Origin of the sequence: Chthoniobacter flavus Ellin428 (assembly GCF_000173075.1) — a bacterium.
Lineage (GTDB): Bacteria > Verrucomicrobiota > Verrucomicrobiia > Chthoniobacterales > Chthoniobacteraceae > Chthoniobacter > Chthoniobacter flavus.
The window spans coordinates 227,448-244,559 of the sequence record NZ_ABVL01000004.1; the positions used below are offsets into that span (position 1 = coordinate 227,448).

A 17,112-nucleotide genomic window follows, 5' to 3' on the forward strand; every position below is an offset into this window, starting at 1 on the left:
CTCAACTTTGCCCCCTCCTGTTATGTTTGAATCAAACGACGACCTGCGCCTCCTGCAATCTTCGCTCCTCTACAAAACGTTTGCGCGCCAGCGCGACGAGATCCTGCGCTACAAATGGATCGAAAGCGAAAAAGCAGGAGTGGATATCGGCTTCGAGAAAGCGTTGCTCGGCTGGCTCATCAAACAACACACGGACGCAACCCCGGCCTCCTAAGGGCCCTGGGCTTTATCGTGCGTTCACGTAGACACCGCTGCCGCAAACTTTCACGCTGGCCGGCCTTTGTGCAACCAGGCGGCGGCACTGTCACATATCCATGTGACTACCGCGGAGGAGGGAAGGACAGCAGCATTTCCACCCAGAAATGGATCTCCTCGCGCGTTCCGCCCCGACTCGCCGTCACCCGCGATTCGCAGGCTGTCGCCGCTAAGATCCTCCCACCTGCAGCCCCCGTGTTCCTTTTTTCGTAAGATGAAATTCCCGCACCACGCCGTCCAATCCCCCCGCATCACTCGCTCCAATCGCCGTCGTCGCTATTGCACGCGCGTGTGCGGTATTCTCGCCACGAATATCGCTGTGCTGCTCGGCCTGCAGTCGATCAATGCCGCGACCTACTACTGGGACACCAATGGTGCCACCGCCGGCTCCGGCGCGGCCACGGGCCCATGGGACGGCAGCACGGCCAACTGGACCACCGACTCCACGGGATCGATCCTCCCGACCGTCACGCTGACGACGAGTGCGGACGACCTCATCTTTTCCGCCGGCACCAATGGCACGACGGGCACGATCACCGTGACGGGAGCCCAGGCGGCAAACAGCCTCACCTTCAAAGACAACGTCGCCCTCACGATCAGCGGCGGCACCTCGCTCACCCTCGGGGGCGCGGGTGTGAACTCCGGCATCACCGTGGCCAGTGGCGATAATTCGAGCAATACCATCAGCACGGCTATCGTTCTCGACGCTTCCACGACGGCCCTTGGTTTCACCAACAACGGTACCGGCCTTTTGACGATCGGCGCCATCACGGGCTCCGCGACGAGCGGAACGCAAACGGTTACGGTCAACTCCACGAGCACTGGCGGGATCACGCTGAACGGAATTATTGGAAATGGCTCCGGCGGCGGCACGGTTGCCATGGTGATCAATAACTCGGGCACCGGCGTGACGACGCTCTCGGGTGTGAACACCTTTACCGGCGGCCTCATGATTTCGCAGGGGACCCTTTCATACGCCGCCAACACTGCGCTGGGCGGTGCTTCCGGCACGGCCGGCGCCGTCACGCTCAATGGCGGCACGTTGTTGTTTACGGGGGGATCGGTCGACAACACCCATGCCATTACCGTGGGGGCAAGCGGTGGCACCATTAAGACTACCGGCGCGGGCACATTCCGGTTTGGTATCGCCAACACCCTTCTGGGCAGTGGCCCATTGACCATCATAGGCAATGGATCGCTGGTGACCACGGGCCAGGGCGTGGTGGTGCTCAACAATTCCAATACCTACAACGGCAATGTGACCCTCCAGAGTGGAGGTGTCATTGAATATGCGAATCCCTTTGGCCTTGCACCGGATGCAACTGTTACCGTCGGTAACGCCGGTAATCTGTCGGCATCTACTGTCACCATCGCGAACGCTGTGACCGTGAATGCGGGTGGCGTGCTGGGTTTCCAAAACTCGGGTTTCGGCGTTTTTGCCGGCAGTATCACGCTGAATGGCGCTGCCACGGCCCAGTTGAAGAATTGGTACAACGCCACCGCCCAAAATGGCACCATTACCGGCAATATCTCGGGCACCGGTTCCCTTACGATCAGTAACAACACCGCCACGCTCACGCTTTTGGGCGCCAATACTTACACGGGTAATACGGTGATCGGCACAGGCGCCACGCTGCTGGACGTTGAGCCTATCTCACGGACCTACGCCGCTGTCATCAGCGGTGCGGGGGCGTACATCAAAGATGGACTCAGCACGCTGACGCTGACCGGCGTGAATACCTATACGGGGGCGACGACCATCAGGGGTGGCACGTTGACGGTGGGTGACGGGACCAGTGGTAGCCTCGCCAGCACCACGACCCTTACCTTTGCCGACACGGGCACTTTCAATTTTCAGGGCGTCTCGACTGGCAGCAGCCAGAGCCTGGGAGCGACCACATTCAACGCGGGTGCTGCGGGTACGGTGCAGTCCACCTACGGAACGAGTGGCAACACCAGCCTGACACTCTCCAACGTAGTGGCTCGCCCGGCCAGTGCCACAGCCAATTTTGTCGTGAGCGGTGGCACCCTGACCGGGGCTACTCCGACCAACAAGATCGTTTTCACCCAAGTCGCGGGAGCCACCCCGACGACCGGAGCGCTGCTCGACAAGGGCTACTATTTCAACGGGGCCGATTTTGCGGCCTACGATACCAACGGGTATGTGCGAGCCCTGGCTTACGGTACGGACACCAATACCGTGGCGCCGGATACGATCACGGCGGCGAACAGTGTGAAACTCACCGCCACGCCGGCTGGCCAAAGCAGCATTTCCCTGCTGACCTTGAACCTGGCCGGTAGCGGTGTTTCCTGGGCCAACAATGCCTCGCAAACCCTCACCCTTTCCGGCGGGGGTTTGATCAAGTCCGGTGGCGGCACGGTCGGCACGATCAGCGGCGGTACGGGCATCACGACGGGCGGTGCGGTAGAATTTGTGGTCCGCACGGACACCGCGAGCGACCTGCTCGACATTCAGACCCCGATCACCTCGACCTCCACCAGCGGCTTGACCAAGACTGGCTTGGGCACGCTCACCCTTTCCGCCGCGAATGCCTATACGGGAGTCACGACGGTGGACCAGGGAACCCTTTCAGTCACGGGAAGCATTGGCTCCACGGGCGCCACGGTGGTCACCAGCGGCATCCTGTCGGTTTCCGGTTCGGGGTCGATCAACCCCCTCAGCGGCACAACCAGCACTATCTTGATTGGAAATATCGCCGGAGCCCAGGCTGCCGTCTATCAATCGGGCGCTTCTTCGGTAGTGAAAAACACCAGCAGCGGCGGCGGTGGTTTCGCGATTGGCAGCGCGGTGGGCGGGCAAGGCTACTACAATGTGTCGGGTGGAACGATCAATGTGGGTGGAGAAATCAATGTGGGCGGCACCAGCGGCGGCCAGGGCACCTTTGGTGAGCTCGACATGAGCGGGGGCACGATGAATCTCGGTACCCTCAGCAACACCACCACCCCTTTCTTTCTGCCGGCTCGTGGTGCGGCGGGCGAAGCAGGCGTGGTGAACATCTCGGGTGGCACCGTTCAGGTCAACAGCGGGAATACTGCTGCCAATACGAATATTAGCGGATTGGCGGTAGGTCTCAATAATGTTGGCAATCTCTACAGCGTCATCACGATCAGTGGTTCGGGTCAGTTCCTCACGCCCTCGCACACCGTCAAGCTGAACGACACGAATTTCGGCAACGCAGCCGGCGGCTCCGCGTCCAACACGTCTGTTTTGAACATGAATGGTGGCACGCTTCAGACCCTGGGCTTTGGAACCGCGGTCAACGCGGGGGGCGGTAACAACTTCGCCGTGCTCAATTTCAACGGAGGTGTACTCAAGGCGGGCACCGCGGGCAACACCTCGTTCATGAGCAGTCTCGGAGCGGTGAACGTCTACAGCGGCGGTGGAACCATCGACAACAACTCCCAGGCGATCACGATTGGCCAGGCTCTCCTGGCAGCTTCGGGCACAGGGGTCAGTTCGGTCGCTCTCTCTTCCGGAGGAGCCGGTTACATCGTTCCGCCGCGCGTGGTCTTCGTCGGTGGCGTCACGACGAGTGGCTTGTTGGCCAATACGGCCACTGGATACGCGACGATCGATCCGATCACGGGCGCGGTCACGGGTATCGTCATCACCAATCCCGGCAGCTACACGTCGACCGCCGGCTTGACCGTGCAGTTGGTGGGTGGCGGCACAGGCACTACAGGAGCGACGCTCGGCGCACTGACGACCAATGGTGGCAATACCAGCGGTGGTCTGACCTTCCAAGGCGCGGGCACGACGACGCTCACCGGCGCGAGCACCTACACCGGCGGCACCACGATCAGCGCGGGCACCCTGGCGTATGGAGCCTCGAACGCTCTGGCGGATACCGGTGCGATCAATGTCAACGGCGGCACGCTCAGCCTCGGCGCCTTCTCCGATACGGTCGGCGCGGTCACTCTCACCAGCGGAGCGATCACTGGCTCCACCGGCGTGTTGAGTGGTTCTTCTTATGCGCTGCAAAGCGGCACTGTCAGCGGCATCCTCGGCGGCACCGGTTCGACTTTGAGCAAGTCCACGGCGGGTTCTGTCACCCTCTCCGTCGCCAACACCTACACCGGCGCGACGCTCGTCAATGGCGGCACGCTGACCTTGAGCGGCACCGGCTCGATCAACAGCAGCAGCGGCATCACGATCAATGGCAGCGGCGCAAAGTTCCTGCATATCGGCTCGGTGGCGAGCACGCCTGCGATTACGCTCACGCAGGGCACCCTCGACGGCACGGGCACAGTCGGTGCGGTCACCGTTGGCGCCGGTACCGGCGGCGTCGTGACCAACGGCAACGGTTCGACCGCGAAGCTGACCATGAGCTCGCTCACCTTCGCCGGCGGCGGCACGCTGACCCTGAACCTCGCTGGCGGTGCGACAACTACGGAAGCCCTGACGGTGACCAACGCGTTCACCACTTCCGGAATCGCCGGCTCGGTCACGGTCAACCTGGTGCCCGTCACTGCCTTCAACAACATCACTTACAACCTCCTCGGTTACGGCAGCTTCTCGGGCAATCTCTCCGACTTCGTCGTGGGCACTGGATTGACGAGCCGCCAGACCGGCACGTTTGGCCTCAGTGGAAATTTCCTTACCCTCGCCATTTCCGGCGATGCACCGAAGTGGACCGGTTTGGATAACGGCAACTGGGTCGTCGGTACTACAGGACCGAACAAAAACTGGAAGCTGATCACCGGCGGCACCGCCACGAACTACATCGAGGGCGACACCGTCTTGTTCGACGACTCCGCGACGGGGACAACGACGATCGATATTTCGGCCGCCAATGTCGCTCCGACGCTGACCACCTTCAATAACTCGACCCTGAGCTATGTCATCGGCAGCTCGGGTGGTTTCGGGATTAGCACTGGCGGCCTCGTGAAAAACGGAACGGGTAGTGTGACGTTCACCAACGCCAACAGCTTCACCGGTGTGACGACGATTAATGCTGGCTCGCTCAATCTCCAGAATAGCTCTGCCCTGGGGGCGACCGCTTCCGTCACCGTCGCCAGCGGGGCGGCGCTCGAACTCCAGGGCGGTATCTCGGTGGATGCACGCCCGCTCACGATCAGCGGCGCCGGCCTTACGGCCAGTCCGGCGGGCGCTCTGCGCAACGTGAGCGGCACCAATTCTTTCGCAGGTCTCGTGACGCTCGCTGCCAATTCCACCATTGAGTCGGATGCGGGCACCCTTTCCCTGACCAATGCGGGGACGATCACCGGTTCGGGCTTCACCCTCACGCTGGCCGGCTCAGGCAATGGCAGCATCGCCAGCATTATTGGCACCGGTGCGGGCTCGGTCATCAAGAATGGCACGGGAAAGTGGACGCTTTCCGGTGCGAATACCTACACCGGCGGGACCGTGATCAACGCCGGCACGATCATTGTGGGCAATGCTTCCGCACTCGGTACAGGTACGCTGACCTTTGGCGCCTCCAGCAACGGCACGCTGACTCTCAACGGCAATTCCATCACCGTAGGCGCACTGAACGGCGACAACACCGCGACGATCAACAACAACAACGCCACGGCGGCCACGCTCACCGTCAACAAAGCCGGTGGCACCGATACGTTCGCTGGAACCCTCACCGATGGCACACTCAACACTCTCGGTCTTACCAAGAGCGGTGCGGGCACGCTGGTGCTGAGCGGCACAAATTCCTACAGCGGCGCGACTACGATTTCAGGCGGCACGCTGCAGTTCAATGCTGACGTCGCGATGAGTTCCGCTTCGCCTCTGACCATCGCGAACGGAGGGACGCTCAGTCTTGTTGCGGATGCGAACACCACTTTCACGCCAGGCAGCACGACTGGCTCGGCTGGCGCTGCGACCATCGCGGTGAACGAGATCACCGGCGCCGGCGCGGGAAAAACTCTCACGCTTGCCGGCGCTTTTACCATTGGAACGGCCAGCGGGAACAGCCTGACGGTGAGCAGCACCTCCGGCGATACGCTGCTGCTCAGTTCCCAGTTGGCTTTGGTGAACGCCAGTGGGCCTAATTCAACCATCAACTTAAGTGGTGCCAACATGACGTTGAACGCGGGGGTGAATTTCAATAGTGGCACAAACGGCCCTTTCCTTACGGTAAATGCGAATAGCAACACGTTGGTGATCAACGGCAGCTGGACGACAGGTGGTAATCGGTGGTCGGGAATCGTGCTCAACAGCGGCACCTTGACCATGGCGAATGGGCAAAATGGCGGCGGTAGCTTCAATAATGGTGTCTACGCCACTCTGAACGGGGGAACGCTGAACCTCAACAGCGCCAATGCCATCGGCGGTGCTCTTGCAGGCAACAACTTCACGATCAACGGCGGCACATTGGATAACACCAGTGGAACGGCTAAAACGTTGTCGACCAACCCGGTTCTGACGTGGAACGCCGATTTTGTTTTCAGCACGTCGGGCGGCACCAGCGCGAACGACCTGAATCTCGGTACCGGCGCGATTAGTTTGGGCACCACTGCGGGAACCAGCCGCACGATCACGACTAACGGCACGGCGACACTGACGCTCGGCGGCGTGATCTCCAATGGCACGACGGCGACCGGCCTGATCAAGGCCGGCACGGGAAACCTGGCACTCACTGGCGCGAGCACTTACACTGGCGTCACGACGGTGAGCGGCGGCGAGCTGATCGTTAAGGGTTCGCTGAATGGTACGGTGAACGTCAGCGTTGCCTCGGGCGCCACTCTGGCTTCGGGCGTTGCGGGTTCGATCACTACCGCGTCTGCGGGTAACGTTTCGGTGAGTGGCACGCTTGCTCCGGGAGACTTAGGGTCCGTGGGAACTTTGACACTCGCGCCTGGAACGGGTGGCCAGCTGAGCTTCCTCTCCGGCTCGACGGTCGATTTCACCATCAGCGGCGCGACCTCCGACGAAGTCAGCTTTTCGACCGCCGGCGATTGGCTGACCGGCAGCGGAAACGTGACCCTCAGCCTCAGCGGCATCACCGCGGCGGACTACGGGAATACTTACACCGTCTTCCATAATGCGAGCACCGCGGGTTTCTCGTTCGCCAGCATCTCCGGTTACGACTCGCTGGATTACACCGCCAATTTCACGCAAGTGGGCAACGACTATCAGCTTTCGTTCGCCGCCGTTCCCGAGCCCGGCATGCCGATCTCGCTCCTCGGCGGAGCCGGCGTGCTCTGCCTCCTGCGCCGCCGCCGCGGCCAGTCGCGTGCCTAAAAGCATTTCCAATTTGGCGGTCTGACTGGGGCGCCAAAACCAACGAACGATCGCGCGTCGGTGCTGTCACAACGCCGCCGCGAGGTCTTCACCCACCGGTAGCGGAGTCATTCAGGGGAGTGGCTCCGCTACCAACTTTTTTAGATCAATTCGCATTTCCGAATCGAAGTTTGGTCAACCACTGCCGCGACCGCGTTTTCCAGCCGCGCGGCTGCGCCGCTTTTTCGGGAACGGTCCCCAAGCGCCGGAGCACTATACACCTCATTCGCCGGCACGGCCCAGCCGGTGTGAGCCCACGGTGAGCCTTCCCGGCGATTTGCCATCGTCCACGTGCGGCGAATCTCGCGCGGGCGATTTTAAGCCGGCCATCGCGTATTGCGTTCTCGCGCCTTTCGTCATCATGGGACTTTGCCTCGCGTGTGTCGGCGATTTCGAGGCCGCGTTCCTTTTCGCTTTGCTGCCCGTCGTGCTTTTGTCTTGCGCGTGGACCGTAGGAACACGTCTCGGCCTGTAAGAATCGCTTTTCGCGAACGGCAAACGGCGGCACGCCCGGGCGGAAGCACGAGCTGTCACATGTCTATGTGACTTGGGAAGTAGCCGCCGCCGAACACATTATCCACGCATGGTTTTCCGCATACCCCCAGGGATGACAGCCAGCTCCCGCCGCGAAGCTTTCAGCCTCGTGGAATTGCTCGTCGTGGTCGCCATCATCGGCATCGTGACGGGCTTTCTCGCCCCGGCCTTTACCTCGATTAAGTCATCCAACGATTTGACGAACGCCGCCACCGGAATCGCCGGAACTTTGGAACGCGCGCGGGCTTATGCCATGGCCAATAATCTCTATGTGTATGTCGGCATCGCCGAAGTGAATGCCGACACCCCTGCGGATGCCGTGCCGCAAATTCCCGCCAACACCACGGCTGGCGGACGTGTTGCCGTCGCGACCGTTGCCGTCCGCGATGGGACGCGGGGCTATGACCTGACTTCGAATCTGCCTAATCCCGCGTGGACGAATTACAATAACGGCGCGTGGCTCGTTTCGCTCGATAAGCTGGAGGTTTACGAGAACATCCATCTCGCGAGTTCCCTTGGTAGCACGCCGGCGAATGGATCGATGGCCCGCCCTGCGGTGAGCGGCACCTATTCCTTGGGCGATGCCTCATGCCAGTCGGTCACTCCCTTTTCCTGGCCGCTGGCCACCGCCTTGCACTCCGGACAGTACGATTTCGAAAAGGTCATTCAATTTGACCCGCAGGGCGTCGCGAGGATTCAAACGGCGACGAATCAGGACACCATCGCCGCCCGAATGGAGATCGATGTTCAGTTGGCGCACGGCAGTTTGATTCCGCGGGTGCCGTCCACGCCGACGGGCGCAATCACGGCCATCCAGATCGACGGAATGACGGGCGCAGTTCGCGTCTACCGGCCATGAAGCAAGGAAACGATCGTCATTCTGGATTTTCGCTGGTTGAAGTGGCGCTCGCGCTGGGCATTGCAGTCTTTGCGCTCGTCGCGATCATCGGGCTGATTCCCGTCGGGTTGAACAGCAATCAAGCCAGCAGCGAACAAACGGTCGCCGCCGGGCTCGCCGCTGGGTTGGTGGCCGATCTGCGCACCACGCCTGTGGTGGTGCCGGCAGCGGAGGAGAATTCCCCGCGTTACCAAGTGCCTCTGCCTCTCTCGGGCAGCGTAACCCACTCCTTGTTTCTCAAGGAAGACGGCAGTGTGGCTGGAGGCATCGATGCGAATGCCGACCCGTCCCTTGATCCTCGTTATCGAGTCACGCTCTTCATCACGGCTCCGACCGACACTACGCAAAAGACCGCCACCACGGTCAGAATTTTGATCACCTGGCCGGCGATGGCCGACCCGAAAGGCGCGGTGGCGCCGGCGAAATACAGCGGGTCATACGAAGTCATCACAGCCCTCAATCGGAACTAGCGCATGAAGCGAATTTTCCCTCGATACCGTCATTTAGCCGCCTTCACCCTCACCGAATTGATCGTGGCCGTTTCGGTTCTCACGCTGATGATCACCTTTGTCGCCCAATTGGTGAATAACGCGACGCTCGTCACAACCTATAGCCGGAAACACGCGGATGCCGACAGCCAGGCACGACTCGTCTTCGATCGCATGGCGGGAGATTTCGCCAGTATGCCCAAGCGCACGGATGTGGATTATCTTTTTTCCAAGCAGGCTGGGAACGACCGCATGTTTTTTTATAGCGAGGCACCGGCCTACTACGATGGCTCGGCGAGCAATCTCGCCATGCGCAGTTCGTTGGCGCTGCTCGGTTATCGCATCAATTCCAGCTATCAGGTCGAGCGCCTCGGCAAGCAGTTGAACTGGGGTGGTGCCTCGAGCACGCAGCCGGGGAGTGCGGTCTTTCTCGCTTACCCCGCGCCGACCGCGACGACGCCGAAACCGACACCCCTTCCGGAAAGCCTGCTGGAAAACAATTGGGCCGGCGCCATCGGCAGCGCGCCCAATTACGATGGGACGGACGCGGATTTTCACGTTCTCGCGGATCAAGTCTGCCGGCTGGAGTTCTGTTTCCAGATGAAAGATGGAACTTATGTCCTGGATCCGACCGCCAGCGGGAGCCCGACCGTTCACAGCTTGAAGGATGTCTCGGCGATTGTCGTCGGGTTGGTCGTCCTGGATGCCGCGTCGCAGCAGATCGCGGATATCGGCAAAGTCAGCAAGGTGTTCGATGATCTGACGGCGGCGGATCTTTCGGCCAATCCGCCGGTCCTCATGGAAGCGCACTGGCGCCAGCAGTTACTCGCCCCCGGCTTCGCCCAAACTGCCGGTATTCCTCAAGCCGCTGCGTCCCAGATCCGCTTTTACGAGAAGCATTTCCCCCTCAATCCGCCTTAGAAGCCCCACCCATGAGCATGCAACGATCCGCACCGTCCGTCCGCCATCACAGCGGCATCGCCCTCGTCATTGTCCTGGCGTTTCTGGTTCTGCTTTTAGGATTGGTCGTAGCCTTTCTTTCCCGTGCGGTAACCGAGCGGCAGGTCTCGAACAGTAGTGCATCCCAGACCAAAGTGGATTTGTTTGCCCAAGGCGCCGTTGAAACCTTGATCGGAGATCTGAAGCAAGAGATCGCCGCTGGATCGAAGGCGCCCGCCGCAACTCCCAGTCCTGCTCCTAACACCGACCTCTACTTTCCGAAAACGAACGCTACGGTGGTGCCTTATCGCGTCGGTTTGCCAGCCACGGATCAGGCCCTTCCCAACCTTGTAAAACGCAGCTCTTATCAGCAGCCGTTTTACGCGGGCGCGGACTACGACACCGGCAATTATCCGGCCAGTAATCGAGCAGCAAACGTCTCGACGACCACCCTTTCGCAAAATTTCCGCTCCTGGAGCACAGCGCGGTGGAATAAGGCGCTTCTACTGCCCAAGCAGGATCCAACCAGTGATACCGATTTCACACCGGCCACAGGCGCCAACGGTTACACCGCGCCAGACTGGATTCTCGTAGCGCGCGATGGATCGAACCCGACGGCCTGGAATGCCGCCCTCGCCAGTGCGGCCGGCAATTCCTTTGTCGTGGGGCGCTATGCCTACAACATCTATGATGAAGGCGGATTGCTCGACATGAATGTGGCCGGCTTTCCCACCGGCGTAACCGCCGCGCAGGCCGGCGGCAAAAGCGCACTGGCCTTTGCCGATCTGACCCAACTCAAGGACACGACCGGCTCTTCCCTGTTCACTCAGGCGCAAATCGATGCCTTTATTGCCTGGCGTAACTACGCCACCACTCAGGCCCCCGCCGACTTCCCCACGCCCGCTTTCACCACCGCATCCGGACTCAACTACTTCAAAGCCGTTACCGCAAACACCAAAGGTTTCCTCACGACCAGCAATACCACGCTCTACAACAATCAGTCCGATCGCATGCTGGCTGGCCGCCAGCAATTGATGAAACTGCTCCTTTCGGGCATCGCCAGCCAGGACGCCGCCGCCAAGAAAGAACGCGCCAACCTCCAGAATGCCCTTCAGTATCTCGGCACCTTCAGCCGCGACCTCAACCAACCATCTTATATCCCCGCGGTGCAGACGGACCCTGCGGCACCTGTCGTGCTCGCGGCGAACCTCGGGGGCAACAACGCCTTCGGCGGCGACAAGTTCATCAATCCCAGCTTTCCGGCTGTGCGGGTCCCCACCTCCTTCACCCGGAACGACAAATCCACGGCGAAAGCAGGTGATCCGCTTGTCAACCAGCGATTCGCCCTCCAGCGCCTCGCTTGGATTACCTACAAGGGCCCGAGCGCGACCCGGGCGCAGGGCGACCCCGATATCCAGGTACTCATCAACAACGGCATCCCCTGGTCCTATCTCCAGCTTGGCACCGCTGCCTCCATCCAGAAGTACTTTGGTCTTACGTGGGATGGCGCAAACAACCGATGGCAATACGACATTCACAACGGCGGCAATACCGGCACCGGTATCATCATGCTCGTCGGCCGGCCGGCGGGCACGGTTGCGAACGCCGCCAAATACGTCCAGGATGCCAATCGTGAGCCCGATTTCTTCGAGCTACTGAAAGCCGGTATCACTGTCGGGTCGTTGGGCAAGGCGGCGGTGTCGTCCGCCACCGCGGTGAATAATGCCTCTTATATCCCTCCCGGCTATTTTGGTCCGCAAGTCCCCGCGAACCTGCGCTATAATTTCGATACTTCGGTGGATTATCATATCATCCAGATCGGGGCGAATATCCTCAGCGCGGTGAATCCGACGAGTTATCCAATGCGCATCACCTTTGATGACGGGAGCGCCCGCGGTGCATGGGAGTTTCAAGGCGTCACCGATTTGCCGTATCTTAGCTATGTCTTTAATGGCGTGCTTCGGACGAAGGCACCCATTTCAACTCCGCCAGTCAATTATGGGAATTATGCGGATCCCAATCCCTTTCAATATCCGAGGCCAGTCGCAAAAAAAATCCCTACTGATCCTGATCCAACCATTACTGATCCCGGGAAAGCTTATGCAATCCAGGTGCCCGCCGTGTGGAACCCTTATGATCCAAATGGAACGCAAAGCGTGCTGCGCCCCAGCAACTTCAGGGTCGTCATCGACAGCAATGATCCAGTCTCCCTTGCCAACGGAAGTCCAAACGAAAAGGTCTGGTGCGCTGCACAGGCGACCACGAAGACAACCGGCACCGCTGGAACCAATCAAGGTTTAGGAATCAGCCCCGGCGATTTCTCCTACAATGCAAGCACGAATCCCACTTCGACAACGGGCTCGCCGGTCAGCGATTCGGTTACCTTTACCGACACCACCAGCAATGGTTCTCTATTTCGGGAGCCGACACTCATTTTTAGGACATCCTATACCGGAGGCAGCGCTTCACGCACCGCGGGAAACGTCACCTCGATTGACGCCAATCCTCTTCCCACCGGAAACCCCAATCTGGACCCTGCCGGAACTCCTTTCGCCCCCCTCGTTTTGGGAAGCTTTCCGCTGGCGTTTAAGCAGAACAACAACCCCGACGTCCTGTGTACCGGAACAGCGGTCATCGGGCACGGATCTACAACCGCGGCTGGCAATAACCGGGTCTATTTCACTTATCGCCTCCAGTATCAGGACCCAAACAACGTCAGCAACTGGATCACCTATGATACCAAATACGCCCGGACGACGCAGGGGCTGTTCTCTTACCAATCAAGAGGCGGATTTTCGCCGTGTGTGATAAAAGGCCCGAACGGCTTTTCCCCTTTCAGTTGGGCGGCCGCCATCGATCCACGCTCAGCTCGCTTCGGGATGATGATGGGTATTATGAACTATGGGCGATCCCTCATGTATACCGCCGCGTCCCCGCCAGATAACGGCGGAGCCAATGGATGGGCTTATGATTCCGGTGGAAGTTCTGCGATCCCTCAAGGTATTACTTACCCAATTCGGCCGGATTTCTCCGCGGGCTTTTATTTTGCCGATGTGGATCGTGGCGATCTGCCCCCGGGAGGAGCGACGAAAGGTTCTGGCACCGATTTCCTGGATGGAATTTGGGCGCAAGATGTGCCTTTTCCTTCGTTTTCTGCCGGCTGGACGCGTCCTTTGATTAATACCCGAGGGACACATGGGCCATGCTTTGCCTATATGTTTGCTCCGGGGATGTATGCGCAGAACAATCCGGCTGTTCCATTCTATGTTGGGCGCTATAACAGTGACGCTCCTTACAATGACCCAACCTACGGCCCGGTCAGCCCCTCCTATTATGCTGACGCCGACGGAGTAGTCCGCCGCGCTTCCGGAGCGTATGTCCCGGTTGGCACCAATATCAGCGCCTCGTCACCAGTGGGATTGCCGACGACGGGTGTTCAGGGTTACCCGCTTAAACCGGCGTCCTTGATCACCCCGGCAAGCAAAGGTGCAGCGACGGACCCCGGATCGTTCGCCCAGTCCCAAAGCCGTCCGTTATTGCTTCATCGGCCGTTCCGGAATGTCGCGGAATTGGGCTATGTGTTTCGGGATCTGCCGTGGAAGAACCTCGATTTCTTTACACCGGAAAGCGGCGATGCCGCTTTGCTGGACCTCTTCTGCATCAACGAGACCAGCGATCCGAATGGCCTCGTTGCTGGGAAGGTCGATCTGAATACCCGTCAGGCGCCTGTGCTGGCGGCGATTGCCGCCGGGGCCTGCGTGGACGATCCAAAGATCACCAATACCACGATCGGTTCGCTTTCGAGCACCCTGGCGAATACTGTTGCGACCAACCTGACTGCGCGCACCTCCGACACGACGCCCGATTACGGCCCTCTTCAGAACGTCTCGGAGCTCGTTGGTAAGTGGAATGCGGCGGTCGCTTGCGCGCCACCAACTGGAGTTACTTATACGCCGGTCGTAGCGAGTGCCAACTGCGGTATCGATCTGGCGTCGCCAAATTATACGGACGGGAAACTCTCTTACATCGGATTCAGCGGCAATACGGTTGACACTTCCGGCAAGGATTTGAGCTCCGTCTTCACGCCAGCCAGTGCCGGCTCGCTGACGGAGAGCCTGGCCTACATCAAACGCCTCCGAGAGGCCCCGATCCGGGCGCTCGCCAATGTCGGCCAGACGCGGGTCTGGAATTTGATGATCGATGTCGTGGCGCAGACCGGCCGCTACCCTAAGTCGGCAAACGCCTTGGACAAATTCGTCGTCGAGGGCGAACAGCGCTACTGGGTGCACCTGGCTATCGACCGCTACACGGGTCAGGTCTTGGACAAACAAATCGAAGTCGTCAAAGAATGAAAACGTTTCCCGCTTTTTGTCTAGCCTTGGTCGTCACCGTCACGTTGCACGCGCAGCAGGCGGCGCCGGCACCCTCTCTTCCGGCACTTCCGCCCGGGCCCTTGCTCAAGCGCGCGCCCGATTACTCGACATGGACAGTCACCTGCCAGGGACATCCCATCGAGGGAAGGGAACCAGTGAAAGCCGCCACGACCGGTGAAGAAAAACCGAAAGACAAAGAGGGTAAAGAGCCGGTGATAATGGCTTCAACCGTAGTCAAGGCCGGTTCGACAATTTTGGAACTGAGCACGGACACAGGCGGGAAACGGACGGAGATCTGGCACGTCGGCGGCCTGATGGTGATGAAGCGGTCTGATGACGCAGAGCCCAGTGTCTGGCCCGATTCCGTGCAAGCGGACATTTACTCGGTTAACTTTGCGGTCGCCGACTTTGCCGGTCTCGACTGGATTTCACCGACTACCTATACGGGGATGGCGAAGTATCAGGGAAGAGATTGCATTCAGTTTAAAGGCGATGTGAGTCCCTTGAATCCCAAGGCTCGCGAGGAGGAAGCCATCGCCATTGGTCAGGCAATCGCTTTTGGACAGCCCGCGCCACAGGAAGTAAAAGTCGCCGCGGTCGCCTATATTGACCTCGAAACACGACTTCCCCTTTTCGTCACATTCGGGAAGGAAAAGCGTATCTATCAATACGGCACGCCTCCCACAGCGGAACTTACTTTGCCTGCGGAACTGGCCAGCGCCGTGAAAGAACGCGAGAAGCAGATGAAGAGGCTCTCGACCAGACCCGCAAAAGCTTATTGAGCACTTAAATGAAACTCCTCGCGCCGGCTTTCCGACGAGTTGGACGGATGACTCCCATTAATACTATGCAGCGGCTCACGGTCAACATGCTCAGGCTCGGTTTGGCTGGGTTATTTGCCTTCCTCGTCTTAAATAATACGATGCTTCGCGCTGCGGAGCAGGCAGGACAATCGATCAAGCAGGCTGACGATGGATCCGTCACACTAGGCGCGGCGGAGGTGAAAATTGAAGGCCCCAACGCCCAGTTGGAAGGCGGCGAGGTCAAGGACATCATGTGGTGGACGAGCGCGGACACGACTCTTCGCTGGACGGCAAGCGTGCGGATGCCCGGCCATTATCGCGTCGAACTGACTTATGCCATCATCGGCAACAATAACGGCAGTCCTTTGACCATCACGATCGGAGATCAGATCGTCAAAGCGGTACCGAGGGCAGGTAGTGGCTTTAACGATTACCAGACTGGCACAGCCGGTGAAGTCACGATCAGCAAGTCCGGCGATCTTCCGGTCATCGTCAAGCCGCTTTCGAAGTCCCACGAGTTTGTCATCACGATCCGCAGCGTTTGCCTGCTTCCTGCCGACGCGCCAAACGAGGCTAATGACATTGGAGGCAACGCCATCCAGCAATCCGCCGCTGGCTCCTTCAAACTCACCGCGGGCGAGGCGGACATCAATGGGATGAACGCCCAACTGGAGAGAAAGGGCGAAAAGAACATCGGTTTCTGGCGGGATGTGGGTACGTCTCTCATCTGGTGGATTCATTGCGAGAAGCCAGGCGATTACCGCGTGGAGTTGGACTATTCCCTCATGGGCAGTTACGAAGGCAGCAAGGTCGCCATCAGCGTCGGTGATTGGACGGTCAAAGCGAAACCGCAACCCACGAAGGCGTGGACGGATTACCAAATCGGCAACGCCGGCCAGGTCACGATCAGCAAGCCCGGCGATTTTCCAGTGGTCGTCAAACCCATCTCAAATCCGTTGGGATTCATCATGAATCTCCGCTCGATTATTCTGGTCCCGGCCGAGACGCCAACCGAAGCAATCGAAATCGCCGACAAACCTATTACCCAGGCCGCCGATGGCTCTTTGAAACTCACGGCTACCAACGCGGAAATCGACGGTCAGGCTGGAAGGCTGGAAGGCGGCGAGAAAAAATACATCGCATGGCGGAACAGCCCGGATGGGTTCATCAAATGGCCTGTAAGGATCGACAAGCCCGGCACCTTCAGTATCCAACCCACCTATTCACTGGCCACGAGCACCTCCACGCGGCAAGTCCAGATTGACGGTGAAGGACAGAAGGCTACCGTCACATTGCCGCCAACGGTCAGTGATAGCAGCAAGGTCAGCGTTACGGTCGCCGGACAGACGGTCGACAACACGCTGAAAGCGGGCAGCGGATGGGATGATTTTAAGACCGAGACACTCGGATCCGTCACCGTGACCCAAGGGGGCGATTTTGAAGTAATTTTCCGTTCGCCCGAACCGCTCGGCACGCTCGTGATGCACCTGCAATCCGTCTCTCTGGTTCCCGTCGGGAAAGAGTCATCTGAGGTCGAGGGCGACTAGCATTAACCACCGAATTT

General features: G+C 59.6%; 8 protein-coding genes. All 8 read left to right on the forward strand.

Annotation, left to right across the window (positions count from 1 at the left end):
- The first annotated feature begins 22 nt into the window (after positions 1 to 22).
- The 8 genes from CFE428DRAFT_RS08655 (at position 23) to CFE428DRAFT_RS08695 (ending at position 17,095) form a co-directional block, all read left to right on the forward strand.
- Entirely contained in the window at positions 23 to 214 is a 192-nt protein-coding gene (locus tag CFE428DRAFT_RS08655) for a hypothetical protein (protein ID WP_006979132.1), read from the forward strand.
- 255 nt (positions 215 to 469) lie between these two features.
- On the forward strand, positions 470 to 7,474 hold the full coding sequence (locus CFE428DRAFT_RS08660; protein ID WP_006979133.1) for an autotransporter-associated beta strand repeat-containing protein: 7,005 nt from the start codon (positions 470 to 472) through the stop codon (positions 7,472 to 7,474).
- 646 nt (positions 7,475 to 8,120) lie between these two features.
- Entirely contained in the window at positions 8,121 to 8,906 is a 786-nt protein-coding gene (locus tag CFE428DRAFT_RS08670; protein WP_006979134.1) for a prepilin-type N-terminal cleavage/methylation domain-containing protein, read from the forward strand.
- Positions 8,903 to 9,415, forward strand: coding sequence for a hypothetical protein (locus CFE428DRAFT_RS08675; RefSeq protein ID WP_006979135.1), 513 nt, complete (start codon positions 8,903 to 8,905; stop codon positions 9,413 to 9,415). Before CFE428DRAFT_RS08670 ends, CFE428DRAFT_RS08675 begins: the two co-directional genes overlap by 4 nt.
- Before the next feature lie 3 nt (positions 9,416 to 9,418).
- Positions 9,419 to 10,354, forward strand: coding sequence for a PulJ/GspJ family protein (locus tag CFE428DRAFT_RS08680; RefSeq protein WP_006979136.1), 936 nt, complete (start codon positions 9,419 to 9,421; stop codon positions 10,352 to 10,354).
- An 11-nt stretch (positions 10,355 to 10,365) separates the two neighbouring features.
- Entirely contained in the window at positions 10,366 to 14,724 is a 4,359-nt protein-coding gene (locus CFE428DRAFT_RS08685; protein ID WP_006979137.1) for a hypothetical protein, read from the forward strand.
- Complete coding sequence (locus CFE428DRAFT_RS08690) at positions 14,721 to 15,527, forward strand: hypothetical protein (protein ID WP_006979138.1); 807 nt, start codon at positions 14,721 to 14,723, stop codon at positions 15,525 to 15,527. Before CFE428DRAFT_RS08685 ends, CFE428DRAFT_RS08690 begins: the two co-directional genes overlap by 4 nt.
- Positions 15,528 to 15,667: 140 nt before the next feature.
- Complete coding sequence (locus tag CFE428DRAFT_RS08695) at positions 15,668 to 17,095, forward strand: hypothetical protein (RefSeq protein WP_157447462.1); 1,428 nt, start codon at positions 15,668 to 15,670, stop codon at positions 17,093 to 17,095.
- Positions 17,096 to 17,112 lie beyond the last annotated feature (17 nt).

Bases quoted from the DNA above. Each gene is read 5' to 3' on its own strand.
- CFE428DRAFT_RS08680 (WP_006979136.1), top strand. From the start codon at position 9,419: ATGAAGCGAATTTTCCCTCGATACCGTCATTTAGCCGCCTTCACCCTC.
- CFE428DRAFT_RS08670 (WP_006979134.1), top strand. From the start codon at position 8,121: ATGACAGCCAGCTCCCGCCGCGAAGCTTTCAGCCTCGTGGAATTGCTC.
- CFE428DRAFT_RS08695 (WP_157447462.1), top strand. From the start codon at position 15,668: ATGCTTCGCGCTGCGGAGCAGGCAGGACAATCGATCAAGCAGGCTGAC.
- CFE428DRAFT_RS08685 (WP_006979137.1), top strand. From the start codon at position 10,366: ATGAGCATGCAACGATCCGCACCGTCCGTCCGCCATCACAGCGGCATC.
- CFE428DRAFT_RS08690 (WP_006979138.1), top strand. From the start codon at position 14,721: ATGAAAACGTTTCCCGCTTTTTGTCTAGCCTTGGTCGTCACCGTCACG.
- CFE428DRAFT_RS08655 (WP_006979132.1), top strand. From the start codon at position 23: ATGTTTGAATCAAACGACGACCTGCGCCTCCTGCAATCTTCGCTCCTC.
- CFE428DRAFT_RS08660 (WP_006979133.1), top strand. From the start codon at position 470: ATGAAATTCCCGCACCACGCCGTCCAATCCCCCCGCATCACTCGCTCC.
- CFE428DRAFT_RS08675 (WP_006979135.1), top strand. From the start codon at position 8,903: ATGAAGCAAGGAAACGATCGTCATTCTGGATTTTCGCTGGTTGAAGTG.